12 protein-coding genes are annotated in these 14332 nt (G+C 49.4%); 8 read left to right on the top strand and 4 right to left on the bottom strand.

Translation table 11 applies throughout. The features are described from left to right. Positions 1-89: 89 nt before the first annotated feature. The 4 genes from ampD (at position 90) to galU (ending at position 5705) form a co-directional block, all read left to right on the top strand. The gene (ampD, locus tag ACTHSX_RS06530; protein ID WP_440377160.1) at positions 90-656 is read left to right on the top strand and encodes a 1,6-anhydro-N-acetylmuramyl-L-alanine amidase AmpD; all 567 of its coding nucleotides are present in this window, start codon (positions 90-92) and stop codon (positions 654-656) included. A 177-nt stretch (positions 657-833) separates the two neighbouring features. Continuing rightward, the gene (locus ACTHSX_RS06525) at positions 834-2102 is read left to right on the top strand and encodes a cell division protein ZipA C-terminal FtsZ-binding domain-containing protein (RefSeq protein WP_440377159.1); all 1269 of its coding nucleotides are present in this window, start codon (positions 834-836) and stop codon (positions 2100-2102) included. A 140-nt stretch (positions 2103-2242) separates the two neighbouring features. Then, entirely contained in the window at positions 2243-4711 is a 2469-nt protein-coding gene (gene ligA / locus ACTHSX_RS06520) for an NAD-dependent DNA ligase LigA (protein WP_440377158.1), read from the top strand. A gap of 127 nt (positions 4712-4838) precedes the next feature. Beyond that, positions 4839-5705 carry a UTP--glucose-1-phosphate uridylyltransferase GalU gene (galU, locus tag ACTHSX_RS06515; RefSeq protein ID WP_440377157.1) on the top strand — a complete coding sequence of 289 codons (867 nt, stop codon included), beginning with the start codon at positions 4839-4841 and terminating at the stop codon, positions 5703-5705. A 39-nt stretch (positions 5706-5744) separates the two neighbouring features. On the opposite strand, the gene ACTHSX_RS06510 is transcribed toward galU, so the two are convergent. Next, positions 5745-7241, bottom strand: a complete 1497-nt coding sequence (locus tag ACTHSX_RS06510) for a TrkH family potassium uptake protein (protein ID WP_440377156.1) — start codon at positions 7239-7241, stop codon at positions 5745-5747. Positions 7242-7413: 172 nt separating this feature from the next. Here ACTHSX_RS06510 and ACTHSX_RS06505 point away from each other — a divergent pair, with 172 nt between their 5' ends. The 3 genes from ACTHSX_RS06505 to ACTHSX_RS06495 all read left to right on the top strand — a co-directional run bounded on the left by ACTHSX_RS06505 (position 7414) and on the right by ACTHSX_RS06495 (position 8463). Continuing rightward, positions 7414-7689, top strand: coding sequence for a type B 50S ribosomal protein L31 (locus ACTHSX_RS06505; RefSeq protein ID WP_049328620.1), 276 nt, complete (start codon positions 7414-7416; stop codon positions 7687-7689). Next, a complete protein-coding gene (ykgO, locus tag ACTHSX_RS06500; protein WP_003685279.1) occupies positions 7689-7814 on the top strand; it encodes a type B 50S ribosomal protein L36 in 126 nt (41 codons plus the stop codon). Before ACTHSX_RS06505 ends, ykgO begins: the two co-directional genes overlap by 1 nt. 241 nt (positions 7815-8055) lie before the next feature. Then, positions 8056-8463, top strand: a complete 408-nt coding sequence (locus ACTHSX_RS06495) for an MliC family protein (RefSeq protein WP_254323085.1) — start codon at positions 8056-8058, stop codon at positions 8461-8463. A gap of 352 nt (positions 8464-8815) precedes the next feature. Here the strand turns inward: ACTHSX_RS06495 and ileS are convergent, their stop codons facing one another. The 3 genes from ileS to ACTHSX_RS06480 all read right to left on the bottom strand — a co-directional run bounded on the left by ileS (position 8816) and on the right by ACTHSX_RS06480 (position 13184). Then, positions 8816-11605 (bottom strand): isoleucine--tRNA ligase, encoded by a 2790-nt coding sequence (gene ileS / locus ACTHSX_RS06490; RefSeq protein WP_440377155.1) that lies wholly within the window; start codon positions 11603-11605, stop codon positions 8816-8818. Positions 11606-11744: 139 nt separating this feature from the next. Continuing rightward, positions 11745-12671 carry a bifunctional riboflavin kinase/FAD synthetase gene (gene ribF, locus ACTHSX_RS06485; protein WP_440377154.1) on the bottom strand — a complete coding sequence of 309 codons (927 nt, stop codon included), beginning with the start codon at positions 12669-12671 and terminating at the stop codon, positions 11745-11747. A 123-nt stretch (positions 12672-12794) separates the two neighbouring features. Continuing rightward, the gene (locus ACTHSX_RS06480) at positions 12795-13184 is read right to left on the bottom strand and encodes a hypothetical protein (RefSeq protein WP_049351446.1); all 390 of its coding nucleotides are present in this window, start codon (positions 13182-13184) and stop codon (positions 12795-12797) included. Positions 13185-13345: 161 nt separating this feature from the next. On the opposite strand from ACTHSX_RS06480, the gene ACTHSX_RS06475 reads away from it, so the two are divergent. After that, entirely contained in the window at positions 13346-14221 is an 876-nt protein-coding gene (locus ACTHSX_RS06475; protein WP_440377212.1) for a YoaK family protein, read from the top strand. Positions 14222-14332: the final 111 nt, after the last annotated feature.

Genomic DNA, 14332 nt, shown 5'->3' with positions numbered 1-14332 from the left:
TCGGGCGACAGTATAACCGAAAACAAGCGCACCAAGCCCGCCACCTTCCCAAACGTATGTTTTCCTATCCCGAAAGGCCGTCTGAAATCATGAATTCCCCTTCAAAAAACACTTGGCAAAACGGCCGTTGGCTGAATGCACGCCAAACTCATTCGCCCAATTTCAGCCCGCGCGAACCGGATACAGACATCTCATTGGTTGTCCTCCATAATATTTCCCTCCCTCCTTTTGAGTACAACACGGGGGCTGTGGAAAAATTGTTTACCAACCAAATCAACCCTGACGAACATCCTTTCTTCAGCATCCTCCACACCTTGCGCGTCTCCAGCCATTTTTTCATCAGCCGTAAAGGCGAAACCGTCCAATTCGTTTCCTGCGACGACATGGCCTATCATGCCGGAATATCGTCGTTTCAAGGCAGAGAAAAATGCAATGCCTTCTCCATCGGTATCGAATTGGAAGGCTGTGATTTCGAGCCTTTTACCGAAGCACAATACATCAGCCTGCAAGCCTTGCTGACCGCTATTTCCGAACATTACCCGATTCAGGCCGTTACCGGTCATCAGGACATCGCGCCGGACAGGAAAACCGATCCCGGACATTTCTTCGATTGGCCACGCCTTCAAAAAGCAGGTTTCCCCGTCCGGCGCGGATAACTTTCAGACGGCCTGAACAATGATTGGCAGACATAATGCTGTCACAACCGTTTATTTTCGTTATAATTCAGCTATTCATTCGGACGCATAAAGTCCGGCTCCAACGAACTTCCCATGCAGCAAGATTCCGCACCCTGAAAAAGACGGAATGCTGCCTTTTTAAAAAGTGATTACTCCATGATTTTCATCGTCTTAGCCCTCGCCGCCCTTTTGGCGGTCATCGGTTACAACATGTACCAGGAAAACCAATACCGCAAACAAGTGCGCGAACAATTCGGCCATTCCGATAAGGATGCACTTTTGACCAGCAAACCCAAACATGTCCGCGACAGTAAAGAAACCGGCGGCCAAGGTTTGTTTATTAAGAAAAACAAAAAAACCGAAGAGGCATTGCGCAACCTGCAAGAGCAAGATGAAATCTACGCGGCAAAAGCCAAACTGGCCCACCCTGCCCAGCTTAAAACTGATGTTGAGTTGACTGTGGAAGACGACTTCTCCGCAGAAGAAAAAGTCCAACACACCGTTATCGGTTTGAACAACGAAATTACCGTCAGCCCTGCCGAAGCCGCTTCTGCTCCGGTTGAAACCGCAGCCGAACCTGTGGCACAAGTACCATTGATCAGCTTGGACGAATTGTCTCAAGTCGAGTTGCCTTGGTTTGACCCGCGCTTCGACTACATGGCCTACGTCTCCCTGAAACAAGCCCAAGAATTGCACGCCCTGCCGCGCCTTTCCAGCACTCACCGCTTCCAAATCATCGGTTGTACCATGGACGACCATTTCCGCGTTGCCGAGCCGATTCCGGGCGTTTACTACCAAGGCTTCGTCATGGGCCTGCAAGCTGTCAGCCGCAACGGTTTGGCCACGCGTGAAGAGCTGCAACACTTCGACCAACAGGTTGATGCTTTTGCCCAACTGATGAACGGCAAAGTTTTGCATACCGACTTAGACGCGTTCACCGAAGTCGCGCAAGCCCTCGACCAATTCTGTGCGCGTGTTGACCAAACCATCGCCATTCACTTGGTTTCCCACTCCAATATCAGCGGCGTAGAATTACGTGCCGCCGTGGAAGATACAGGCTTCAAACTGGGCGAAGACGGCGCGTTCCACTTCGGCGACAACAACAACCCTCAATTGTTCTCCATCCATACTTTGGACAACAAACCGTTTACCAACCCTCTGTTGGACAACCAAGCCTACCGCGGTTTCAGCATGCTTCTGGATATTCCGCATGTTCCGGCCGGAGAAAAAACTTTCGACAAATTCATGGACTTGGCAGTCAAACTCTCCGGCCAACTCAGCTTGGATTTGGTTAACGACCAAATGGAAGAAGTTTCCACCCAATGGCTTAAAGACGTACGCAACTACGTTTTGGCCCGTCAGGAAGAAATGCTTAAAGTCGGCATCAAACCCGGCAGCAAACAAGCCCTGCGCCTGTTCTCTTAAACTTCCCCAATCAAAAAGCGGATATGCAATGACGGCATATCCGCTTTTTTTCAGGTAAAATCCCTTCATCTTCAATATTCATCGATTTTCAGACGGCCTCGCTATCATCAGGCCGTCTGAAAACTCTATTTCGATTGCTCATGAATCCGACCGCACAACGTATCAAATACCTGACCGACCTCCTCAACCGCTACGCCTACGAATATTACACCCTAGACGCGCCCAGTGTACCCGATGCCGAATACGACAAATTGTTCCGCGAGCTTGAAGCATTGGAGCTGAATCACCCTGAGTTGAAACTACCCGACAGCCCAACCCAGCGCGTCGGCGGCGAGCCTTTGGCAGGCTTTGATGAAGTGCGTCATGAAGTGCCTATGTTGTCACTGACCAACGCCTTTTCGCCACAAGATGAAAACGGCGTATTTGACCATGCCGAAATGTACGCTTTCGATGAGCGCGTTCGTGGCGGATTAAACGGAGAAAAACCGGAATACGTTATCGAGCCTAAATTTGACGGTCTGGCCATCAGCCTGCTGTACCGCGACGGCGTATTGATTCAAGCGGCAACCCGTGGCGACGGCACAACAGGCGAAGACGTTACCCAAAACGTCAAAACCGTATCCAACATCCCCCTGCGTCTGCATGGAGAAAATATCCCCGAGCTTATCGAAATACGCGGCGAAGTACTGATGCTCAAAGCCGATTTTGCTGCCTTGAACGAACGACAGGCTGAAAACGGACAAAAACCTTTCGCCAATCCGCGCAATGCCGCCGCCGGCAGCCTGCGCCAACTCGATTCGCGCATTACGGCACAACGCAAACTGCATTTCTTCCCCTATTCCATTGCCCGACAACAAGGCGGTTTTATCGCAGAAGAACACCTGCAAGAGCTGAGCTACTGTAAAGAGCTTGGCTTCAGTCTGCCCGATGGCAATTTCGGCTGTTTCCCAAATATCGACGAAGTATTGGCGTTTTACGAAAAAATGCAGCAAAAACGCCCTACTTTACCTTATGAAATCGACGGCATGGTGGTCAAAGTCAACAGTCTGGCACAACAAGAAAAACTGGGTTTCATCTCACGCGCACCACGCTGGGCCATTGCCCACAAATTTCCTGCCGAAGAAGCATTGACCATTGTCGAAGCCATTGATGTACAAATCGGGCGCACCGGCGCAGTAACCCCGGTTGCCCGCCTGCAACCTGTATTCGTCGGCGGCGTTACCGTTACCAACGCTACCCTGCACAATCAGGACGAAGTATCGCGTAAAGACGTACGCGTTGGCGATACCGTCGTTGTGCGCCGTGCCGGAGACGTCATTCCCGAGGTGGTGCGCGTAATTTTTGAACGCCGCCCAATGCAGGAGACCAATATTTCCGTTTCAGACGGCCTGCAAGACGATTTGTTTGCCGAAACACCTTCTAAAACGCAAGCCGAACCGCTTCACAAACCCTACCGCCTGCCTACCCATTGCCCTATCTGTCACAGCGAAATCGAACGCGAAGAAGGCGAAGCAGTTGCCCGGTGTAGCGGCGGTATGCTTTGCCAGGCTCAACGCGCGCAAGGTTTAATCCACTTTGCCTCACGCAAAGCCATGGACATTGACGGACTTGGTCAAAAACAAATCGAGCAACTGGTCGCACAAGATTTAGTTCGTCATTTCGCCGACCTCTACCGCCTCGATATTCCAACCCTGCAAAAAATGAAGGAAACAGCGGATAAAGCATCGACTAATGAGGAAGAATCATTAAACAGTGATATTGAAGACTTTGAAGGCGAGACCGGCAATGCCCTGCTTAGCAAGACCAGTAAAAAACAGCCGACCAAATGGGCGGAAAACATCCTCGCAGGCATAGAAGCCAGCAAAACACCCGAACTTGCCCGCTTCCTTTTTGCCCTCGGCATCCGTCATGTCGGAGAACGCACCGCTAAAATGCTGGCGCAGACATTCGGTACGCTCGAACATGTCCGCCATGCACCCGAACCCATCCTCGCCTGCCTGCCTGATATCGGTACGGTGGTTGCCCGCTCCATCGCCCACTTTTTTGCCCAAGAAGCGCAACAGGCTATGATAGACGAGCTGCTGGCTGTAGGTGTCGCCCCGCAAAGCCAGACTGTCACTATCCCACCGTTGCGCCATGCCGAACCGCAACGCTGGATTGCCCGCCTGCCCGATTTTAAAATCAGCGAAACCAAAGCACTGGCCTTGTGGGAGCTTGCCGGACAAAGCATAGAAGGCTTGCAAACTGACAAAGCGTTGCCTGCTGATTGGCAGACATGGCGCAGTAAACCGCAAAACGCAGCCCTGCTTGAAAATATGAAAACTTTCTTTGCTCAAACGCGGTCTAATCTTCAAGATGAAACTATTTCAGACAGCATTAATGAAGCCGTAGCAGGTAAAACCTTTGTATTGACAGGGACTTTACCCACACTCAAACGCGACCAAGCCCAAGCCATGATTGAGGCTGCAGGCGGTAAAGTTTCCGGCAGCGTATCTAAAAAAACTGACTACGTTGTCGCCGGAGAAGCCGCAGGCAGTAAATTGGAAAAAGCCCAAACTTTGGGCGTAGCCGTATTGAGCGAAGAAGAATTGCTGACGTTGCTGGGATAAGACAGTATTTATGACCAATCCCCCTTTTCAAACAGCCTGATACTTTATCATGTGGTATTATTGTTACATACGACTACATCTTTACACTTTTTGGGGTATAAACCCATAGTTAAAATAGGATAATAATATGAAACCCATTAAAAAATGCGTCTTTCCCGTTGCCGGTATGGGCACCCGTTTCTTGCCTGCAACCAAAGCCAGCCCCAAAGAAATGCTGCCTATCGTGGACAAACCTCTGATTCAATATGCAGTTGAAGAAGCGGTTGAAGCCGGCTGTACCGAAATGGTGTTTATCACCGGCCGTAACAAACGCAGCATCGAAGATCACTTCGACAAAGCATACGAGTTGGAAACCGAATTGGAATTGCGTCAAAAAGACAAACTGTTGGCGCACGTTCGCGATATCCTGCCTTCCAACATTACCTGCATGTACATCCGTCAAACTGAAGCATTGGGTTTGGGTCATGCCGTATTGTGCGCGCAGGCTGCCGTTGGTAATGAACCTTTTGCCGTTATTTTGGCAGATGATTTGATTGATGCGCCTAAAGGTGCATTGAAACAGATGGTTGATGTGTACAACCAAAGCGGTAACAGCGTTTTAGGCGTTGAAACTATTGCTCCTTCCCAAACAGGCTCTTACGGTATCGTGGAAGTTGAAAAACTGAAAAGCTATCAACGTGTAGTCAATATCGTTGAAAAACCAAAACCGGAAGAAGCGCCTTCCAACCTTGCTGTTGTCGGTCGATACATCCTGACCCCGCGTATTTTTGACTTGTTAACCAACCTGCCCCGAGGTGCCGGTAACGAAATCCAACTGACAGACGGTATCGCCCGCCTGCTCGACCACGAGTTTGTGTTGGCTCATGCGTTTGATGGCAAACGCTACGACTGCGGCAGCAAATTGGGTTACCTTGAAGCAACCGTGGCTTACGGTTTGAAACACCCTGAAACTGGCGAACAATTCAAAGAATTGCTCAAGGCCCAGCCATTATAAAAAGACCGTCTGAAATTTCAGACGGCCTTTTTCTCATACTTATTTCTTCCAATATGCCGGAGTAAACAAAATCAGAACGGTAAAAATCTCCAAACGTCCCAACAACATCACCGCCGTACACAGCCACTTCTGTACATCGCTCAGCGCGGCGTAATTATGCGACGGACCAACTGCCCCCAAACCCGGCCCTGCATTAGTAATACAAGCAATGACTGCCGTAAAGGCGGATAAAAAGTCCAAGCCTGCAGCCATCAGTAAAAAGCTGAATACAATGACCGTCATAAAATAAATAAAGATGAACGACATGACAGTCAACGCCATTCGATCCGGAATGGAACGGTTGTTGACCTTTACCGTACGAACCGCGCGCGGGTGCAGCAAAATCAACATTTCGCGCAAGCTGAATTTGAACAATACCAACGCACGCACATTTTTAATACCGCCACCCATAGAGCCTGAACTTGCCAATACGTTCGACAGGAAAAACATCCACAACGACACAATCAGCGGCCATTGGGCAAAGTCAGCATTGGAGAAACCGCTGGCCAATCCGATGGACACAAAGTTGAAGCTGACAAAGCGCAAAGCTTCACCAAGGCTTTGATAAACGTCCTGCTGCCATAAATACAATGCCGAAATCAAAATACTGCCCGACAAAACCAGCAACATGGAGCGGCATTCTTCATCTTTCCAATACACCTGCAAAGAGCGGTTGCCCAGCGCAGTAAAGTGACTGGCAAAATTGATACCGCCCCAGACAGTAAAAAACATCAACGTCCATTCGACTGCTACAGAATTGAAATAAGCAATGCTGTCATCATGTGTCGAAAAACCGCCCAAAGCCACAGCCGACATCGCATGGCACAAGGCATCAAACCAGTCCATGCCGGCAATATGTAAGGACACAAAGGCGGCAGCAGTTGTCAGCGCATAGGCAAACCACAATCGTTTGGCCACTTGTGAAATGCGGGGAGCCATCTTGCTTTCCTTATCCATACCTGGAATTTCCGCTTTAAAAAGCTGCGTCCCCCCCACGCCCAACATCGGCAAAATCGCTACAGCCAGCACGATAATACCCATACCGCCAAGCCAGTTGAGCATGTGCCGCCAAAAATTTACCGACGGATCCAGCGTATCCAAGCCGGAAATCACTGTTGCCCCTGTTGTCGTCAGCCCCGACATCGCTTCAAAAAACGCATCGGTGAAACTCATGGACGGCATATAAAAATAAATCGGCATCGCCGCCACGACGGCAAAGCCCAGCCACAGCATCAATACCAGGGTAAATCCGTCACGCGGCCGCAACTCGCGGTTGAAACGCAAAGTCAGCACCCAAGTAACGCACGACACCAACAATACCGTCAAAGCCGTATAGGCAAACACGATAAACGCGCTGTCGTGATAAAAATACGACATCAGTGTCGGCACTGCCAACAGCAGTGAAAACAACAGCCCCAGCTTGGACAATACATGGATAATCGGCATAACCTTGCTTACCGCACCACCCAATCTGAAACCCTTATACAAATACATCATATCCCTATCATCAGAAAACAAAATATTCAGACGGCCTCATGAAAAAAAGCCGTCTGAAACAGCATATTTTATCAAAATGCCGCAACCCCGTGATAAAGAAAAACCAAAAAACACTTGCCTGCTCTTTTTCTAGGAGTATAATGTTATACCATAACAATCACTGGAGAAAGAAATGAAACCCGATATCCACCCAGACAACTATCGTACCGTCCTGTTTTACGACAGCGGTGCAGACCAAGGATGGCTCATCCGTTCATGTGCCAATACCCACGGAAAAACCATGGTTTGGAAAGACGGAGTAGAGTATCCCCTCTTCTCTCTTGATACCTCTTCCGCGTCCCACCCCGTATATACAGGCAAACAACGCAACGTCAATATTGAAGGCCGCGCCAGCAAGTTCAACCAACGTTACCAATCCATGATGTCTTCTTTCAGAAAGGATAAATGATGCAAGTCCTCTCATCCCTGAAAACTGCAAAAAAACGACACCGCGACTGCCAAATTGTCCGCCGAAAAGGCAAAGTGTACGTCATTTGCAAGAGCAATCCCCGTTTTAAAGCACGCCAGCGTTAAGCTGCTCTATCCTTCTTTCAATGTAACTCTCTGAATTTTCCGCACTTTCGTTTACCTCTAGCGCAAGTGCGGCTTTTTTTCAAACGGCATTAATCATTCATATCAAAACTACAAAGAATCCTGCCATACTCCTGGAAACAGGAAGGAAAAGTAAATAATGGTTATCCCTATTGTGAAGCCATAAAGATATTTATAACATGCCGCTACATTCTTCCTTCAACACTGACCATAGGAGTCAAAAATGAAAGTAAAAGCCCTGCTTGCAATTGCCGCCGCCATGAGCCTCGCTGCCTGTGCCGCACCTGAAGCCCATCGCCATGACCATGGTCAACGTCATGAGCACAATCATGACCACGGCCATGCACACGAACATGGTCAGCAACATAATGACGGCCGTGTTCAATCATTCAGCTGCGAAAACGGCCTGTCTGTACAAGTCCGCAACTTGAGCACCAACCAAGTTGAACTGCGTCTGGACGACAAAGTTGCCACCCTGTCTTCTGCTGTTGCAGGTTCAGGCGAACGCTATGTTGCCAACCAAGGCCTGTTCGGCAAAGGCGCTGAATGGCATCAAAAAGGCAGCGAAGCATTCTTCGGCTTCACTGACCCATACGGCAACAAAGTAGAAACTTCTTGCTCTGCCCGCTAATTCCTACTTAGCAATAGAATAGCTGAAGGCCGTCTGAAAACTTGTTTCAGACGGCCTTTTATATTGGATAAAACGAATAAAGAATATAGTTTCCATTTAATAAGAAAATGCAAGAGGCTATTTGAAGGTTCAAAATACATCCATATTCCACGGATAAGTAAGACCCTTTGAAAAGTGCTTTCTACAAAAATATATTTTTCAATATGCATCAAATCCACTATGCCCATACTGACTATCTCTATTGACCAAAACTACAAATCCCAATTACCCTTCAAAATCTATTCGCTATAACAAAGGCCGTCTGAAACCTATTACCAAAGTTTTCAGACGGCCTTTATCTTAGACCAAACAATTAAGCGTAATGTCTGTCTTCGCCTTTACCATCAACGTTGTCTGCACAACGTTTACAGATGGTTTCATGGCCTGCAACTGCGCCCACATCGTGGGTATAGTGCCAGCAGCGTTCGCATTTTTCACCATCGCTGGCTTTAACGGTTACAGCAAGTTCATCACCTACTTTCACTTCTGCTTTAGACACCAGCAAAGCAAAACGCAATTCTTCGCCCAAAGTGTTCAGATAATCGGCAATTTCTTCAGGAGCCGTAATTTCGGCTTCGGCTTGCAATGAAGAACCGACGGTTTTATCCGTACGCAAAGGCTCGATGGCGGCAGTTACTGCTTCGCGTACTTCGCGGATTGCCGTCCATTTTTTCACCAATTCGGCTTCGGCTTTTTCATTGATAAATGGGAACTCATGCCATGTGTGGAAGAGGACGCTGTCTTCTTCGCCGCCACCAATGATGTCCCATGCTTCCTCGCCGGTGAAGCACAAAATCGGAGCAATCAGCAGAACCAAACTGCGTGTGATGTGATACAGCGCAGTTTGCGCGCTGCGGCGTGCATGGCTGTCTGCTTTGGTGGTGTAGAGGCGGTCTTTCAGGATATCGAGGTAGAACGCGCCCAAGTCTTCCGAGCAGAAAGAAACAATATCTTTTACAGCGAAGTGGAAGGCATAGCGCGGATAGTAATCGCCTGCCAGACGCTCTTGCAGCTGACGTGCCAATACCACGGCGTAACGGTCGATTTCCACCATGTCTGCCTGTTGCACGGCATCTTCAATAGGATTGAAGTCGCTGAGGTTGGCAAACAGGAAGCTCAAGGTATTGCGGATACGGCGGTAGCTTTCAGTTACGCGTTTGAGGATTTCTTTGGAAATCGCCAATTCGCCACTGTAATCGGTGGATGCCGCCCACAGACGCAGGATGTCTGCGCCGAACTCGTTGTAAACTTCTTGCGGTGCAACGACGTTGCCGATGGATTTCGACATTTTGCGGCCGTTTTGGTCAACCACAAAACCGTGGGTCAGCAGCTGTTTGTATGGCGCGCGACCCATTGATGAGGCACAACCGGTCAACATAGACGATTGGAACCAGCCGCGGTGTTGGTCGCTGCCTTCGAGGTACAAGTCAGCCGGCCATTCCAATTCTTCGCGTTGTTTCAAGACGGAATAATGGGTCGAACCTGAGTCGAACCACACGTCCATCGTGTCGGAAAGTTTGTCGTAATTTTCACAATCTTCCGCGCTCAAGAGTTCGCTCTTATCGAGAGAGAACCATGCTTCGATGCCTTTTTCTTCGATTTTTTGGGCAACTTTTTCCAACAACTCAGCAGAGTTCGGATGCAGTTCACCGGTTTCTTTGTGAACAAAGAAAGTCATCGGCGTACCCCAATAGCGTTGGCGTGAAACCACCCAGTCAGGACGGCCTTCAATCATGGCTTCCAAACGCGCACGACCCCATGACGGGAAGAATTCGGTGTCATCAACGGCTTTGATGGCTTTGTCGCGCAGGGTTTTACCGTCTTTTCCGGCTTTATCCATACCGACAAACCATTGGCCGGTCGCACGGTAAATCAACGGCGTTTTGTGACGCCAGCAATGTGCGTAGCTGTGTTCGATTTTGCTGCTTGCCAATAGGTTGCCGGTTTCTTCCAGCCATTGCAGGATAACGGGATTAGCTTCCCAAACGCTCATGCCGGCAACGCGCGGGGTTTCGCTGATGTATTTACCTTCGGCGTTGACAGGGTTGTAAAGCTCGATGCCGTATTTATTGCAGACAGCGTAGTCTTCCAGACCATGCGCAGGCGCAGTATGCACCAAGCCGGTACCGGCATCGGTGGTAACATGGTCGCCGTTGAGCATGGGAATATCGCGTTCGAAGAACGGATGATTCATATGCAGGTTTTCCAGCTTGTCGCCGGTGGTTTCGGCAAGAATAGCAATGCCGTCTGAAAAACCGTAACGTTTGAGCGCGTCTTCTGCCAAATCTTTGGCCAACACCAATTTGCCTTTGGGCGTATCAATCAGTTGATACACCACGTCTGCGCCAGCAGACACGGCTTGGCTTGCGGGCAGCGTCCAAGGCGTGGTCGTCCAGATGACGGCAAACGCTTTGCCTTCGATACTTGCCAAACCGAATGCGGCGGCAAGCGCGGCAGTGTCTTTAAACGGATAGGCAACGTCAATCGCAGGCGATACTTTGTCTTTATATTCCACTTCGGCTTCGGCCAATGAAGAGCCGCAGTCCAAGCAGAATTGAACCGGTTTGGCGCCGCGGTAGAGATAGCCGGATTTGTAGATTTCGCCGAGCATACGCACGGTATCTGCTTCGGTTTTGAAATCCATGGTCAGGTAAGGATTGTCCCAGTCGCCCAACACGCCCAAGCGGATAAAGTCTTTTTTCTGACGGGCAATCTGTTCGGCGGCGTATTCGCGGCACAATTCGCGGAAACGGGCTTTAGGCATATCTTTGCCGTGCAGTTTTTCTACCATCACTTCGATAGGCAAACCGTGGCAGTCCCAACCCGGTACGTAAGGCGCGTCAAAACCGGCTTGGGTTTTGCTGCGGATAATGATGTCTTTGAGAATTTTATTGACGGCATGACCGATGTGGATGTCGCCGTTGGCATACGGAGGACCGTCGTGCAGAATGAATTTCGGACGGCCTTTGGCGATTTCGCGCAGTTTTTGGTAGCGTTTTTGCTCGTACCAGCTTTTCAGCCATGCAGGCTCGCGCTTGGCAAGATTGCCGCGCATTGGAAACGGGCTCTCGAGCAGGTTTACGGTTTTACTGTAATCGGTCATTTTTTAATCTCTATTGTTGCGGTATTTCGGTTTCAGACGGCCTGATTGCTCATTTTGAAAAGAACAGGCCGTCTGAAAAAAATTCAAAGGACTTATTGTAGCCCAATTATCTTGATTTTATAAGCTTCTAGAAGCGTTTCTATGCTTCCCAAACCCTCGCATCTTCCATATCTTGCAAAATTTGGGTTTTCAATGCTTCGATACTCTCAAATTTTTTCTCGTCACGCAGTTTGTGCAGGAAGCGGACGAAGATACGCTGGCCGTACAAATCGCCGTTGAAATCGAACAGATGGACTTCCAGCTTTTGCGAGCGGTTGTTGCTGACAGTGGGATTAAAACCAAAGCTGGCAACGCCTCGGCGCGTACCGAATGTGCCGTCTGCTTCAACGACAAATACGCCGCTTAGCGCATAATGATACGGAGGAAGCTGAACATTGGCGGTAGGCGCGTTGATGGTGCGGCCGAGTTTTTGCCCGTGTTTGACCTTGCCGCTTAACACGTAATCATGGCCCAACAATTTTTTGGCGTATTCCAACTTGCCGTCTGAAAGGGCTTGGCGGACGGCGGTACTGCTGGTGCGGATGTCTTCAACGATAACGGACGGTGTGCGCTCGGTTTGCATATCGGACTGTTGAGCTAAGAGTTCAAAACAACCTTCACGGCCGGCACCGAAACGGAAATCGTCGCCAATCAACAAATAACGCGTGTTAAGCGTTTGGCGCAAAAGCTGGTCGATAAACGCTTGTGCGCTCATATCGGAGAAAGCTTGGTTAAAACGCAAGACCCAAACGGCATCCACACAGCCGGTTTCACGCAAAAGGCGCAATTTGGTACGCAGCGGACTGATGCGGTAAGGCAGCTTTTTCCCGGCTTTGCGCGCAAAAAATTCTTTGGGCTGGGGCTCAAAAACAACAACGACAACAGGCAGACCGCGCTGGTCTGCCTCTCGTTTGAGTTTTTGTAGAATGTGTTTGTGCCCGAGGTGTACGCCGTCAAAGTTGCCGATGGTTACGGCAGCTCCTTGCGGAAATTTGGGCGCGTGTCGCTGTCCAAGCCAGATGTTCATGGGTGGTGGGTATTGTGTTTGAATAGGCGGCTATTGTAAACGTTATTGCCGTTTCAATAAACCTTAGGCCGTCTGAAACCAATAAATATATGCTTTCAGACGGCCTTAAAGTTTGTTAATACCTTACCACCACCAAGGATAACGGCCAAACGGATAACCCCAATCGTCGTAATAGCGATAGTAGCGGGCTTCGCGCAGCTGTTCTTGGGAAATATAGTTTTGCCATGCCATTTTGTAGCAGGCTTGGAACATCGGATCGGAAACTTTGTCGATATATTTGAGGCGGAAGGCTTTTTGTTCCGCAGTTGCGGCACCGGGTTTGCCTTCTTCGTCAAATTTGCGGCGGATCAGCGCGGCAGTTTCCTGATCGCATTGGGCGGCAAGATTGACTTGAAGATCCTGCTCATAGCGTTTCTGCGCTTGGGCGCGTGCGGCTTTTTGCTCAGGCGTGGTGGCGCAGGCGGCAAGCAATGCGGCAGCACCTATCAATAAGGTTAGGCGGATAGGATTCATCGGATGTTTCCTTATACTCATGCATGGCTATTAATGTACGCCCTCATCTTATAATGGGCAAGTGTGGCAACTTGGGGACACTTTATATTATTTGTTCTTAGCAGCAGGCAGTTGCATATAAAATACACCCAATATAAATGCTCGACCCTATCCTCAAATCAATGAACGACGACAAACGGCCTCACTCTTACCGACCGCGCCACCATAGGCAACACACGCCGCCGTTTTGGCAGGCAGACCGTCCGTACCTGCACGAACACAATATTTCCGACGCCCGTTTCAGACGGCTAGGCTACATCATGGCCTTTCTTGCCGGCGCGATTAATGCCGGCGGTTACTTCGCATTCTCACGTTATACCTCCCACGTTACCGGCTCAATGTCGCTGTTGGCAGATGTTTTGTATCTTCAAGAGTGGAGTGTGGCCATTATTGCCACAATCAGCGTGTTGTGTTTTGTTGCAGGAGCCGCGCATTCGGGCTGGGTCATTTTGTGGACGCAGCAAATGCGTTTCCGTGGCAGCTTTGGTTTTTCCATGTGGCTGGAAGCGGTTTATCTGTTGATCTTCGGTTTGTTCGGCATTACCGCGATGGAATGGGATTTTGGCGGATCGGATTTCATCATGCCGTCTTTAGCATTGTTTTTATTGTGCTTTATCATGGGCATGCACAATACCGTCATTACGCTTTTGTCCGGCTCCGCCATCCGTTCCACCCACATGACCGGCACTGCAACCGATTTGGGCATTGAAATTTCCCGCGCACTTTATTATTCCAAACAACATCATCCGCGCCTGCCGCACGTCCGCGTCAACAAACCGAAAATGTGGCTTTTAAGCGGCTTGATGCTGTCGTTTTTACTGGGCGGCGTGGTTGGCGTATGGGGTTATCATTTGGTCGGCCATCATTTCGCCCTACCCGTTTCCGCCGTTTTGTTCATACTGGGCGCAGGCTCGGTGGGATACGATGTCAAAGTCAGATTGAAATGGGCATTTGTCAGCTGGTATCGCCGTAAAAAGGAAAAACGGAAGAAATCGTAAAGAAACTTACTTTTCATCTGACTACAAAATGGCCAAACGGGCAGAAAAATGCATAAATGTTTCAGTATTATGTTAACTGGCAAATATTTGCGTAATATCGGGTTAAACCCA

The sequence above is a fragment of the Neisseria sp. P0014.S002 genome, assembly GCF_051958295.1.
GTDB lineage: Bacteria > Pseudomonadota > Gammaproteobacteria > Burkholderiales > Neisseriaceae > Neisseria > Neisseria flavescens_B.
Note: the sequence above shows the minus strand (reverse complement) of the source record. Positions and strands in the feature narration are given on the sequence as shown.

Coding starts and splice junctions, on each gene's coding strand:
- ACTHSX_RS06505 (WP_049328620.1), top strand. CDS start 7,414: ATGAAACCCGATATCCACCCAGACAACTATCGTACCGTCCTGTTTTAC.
- ampD (WP_440377160.1), top strand. CDS start 90: ATGAATTCCCCTTCAAAAAACACTTGGCAAAACGGCCGTTGGCTGAAT.
- ykgO (WP_003685279.1), top strand. CDS start 7,689: ATGCAAGTCCTCTCATCCCTGAAAACTGCAAAAAAACGACACCGCGAC.
- ACTHSX_RS06475 (WP_440377212.1), top strand. CDS start 13,346: ATGAACGACGACAAACGGCCTCACTCTTACCGACCGCGCCACCATAGG.
- ACTHSX_RS06525 (WP_440377159.1), top strand. CDS start 834: ATGATTTTCATCGTCTTAGCCCTCGCCGCCCTTTTGGCGGTCATCGGT.
- galU (WP_440377157.1), top strand. CDS start 4,839: ATGAAACCCATTAAAAAATGCGTCTTTCCCGTTGCCGGTATGGGCACC.
- ileS (WP_440377155.1), bottom strand. CDS start 11,605: ATGACCGATTACAGTAAAACCGTAAACCTGCTCGAGAGCCCGTTTCCA.
- ACTHSX_RS06480 (WP_049351446.1), bottom strand. CDS start 13,184: ATGAATCCTATCCGCCTAACCTTATTGATAGGTGCTGCCGCATTGCTT.
- ACTHSX_RS06510 (WP_440377156.1), bottom strand. CDS start 7,241: ATGATGTATTTGTATAAGGGTTTCAGATTGGGTGGTGCGGTAAGCAAG.
- ribF (WP_440377154.1), bottom strand. CDS start 12,671: ATGAACATCTGGCTTGGACAGCGACACGCGCCCAAATTTCCGCAAGGA.
- ACTHSX_RS06495 (WP_254323085.1), top strand. CDS start 8,056: ATGAAAGTAAAAGCCCTGCTTGCAATTGCCGCCGCCATGAGCCTCGCT.
- ligA (WP_440377158.1), top strand. CDS start 2,243: ATGAATCCGACCGCACAACGTATCAAATACCTGACCGACCTCCTCAAC.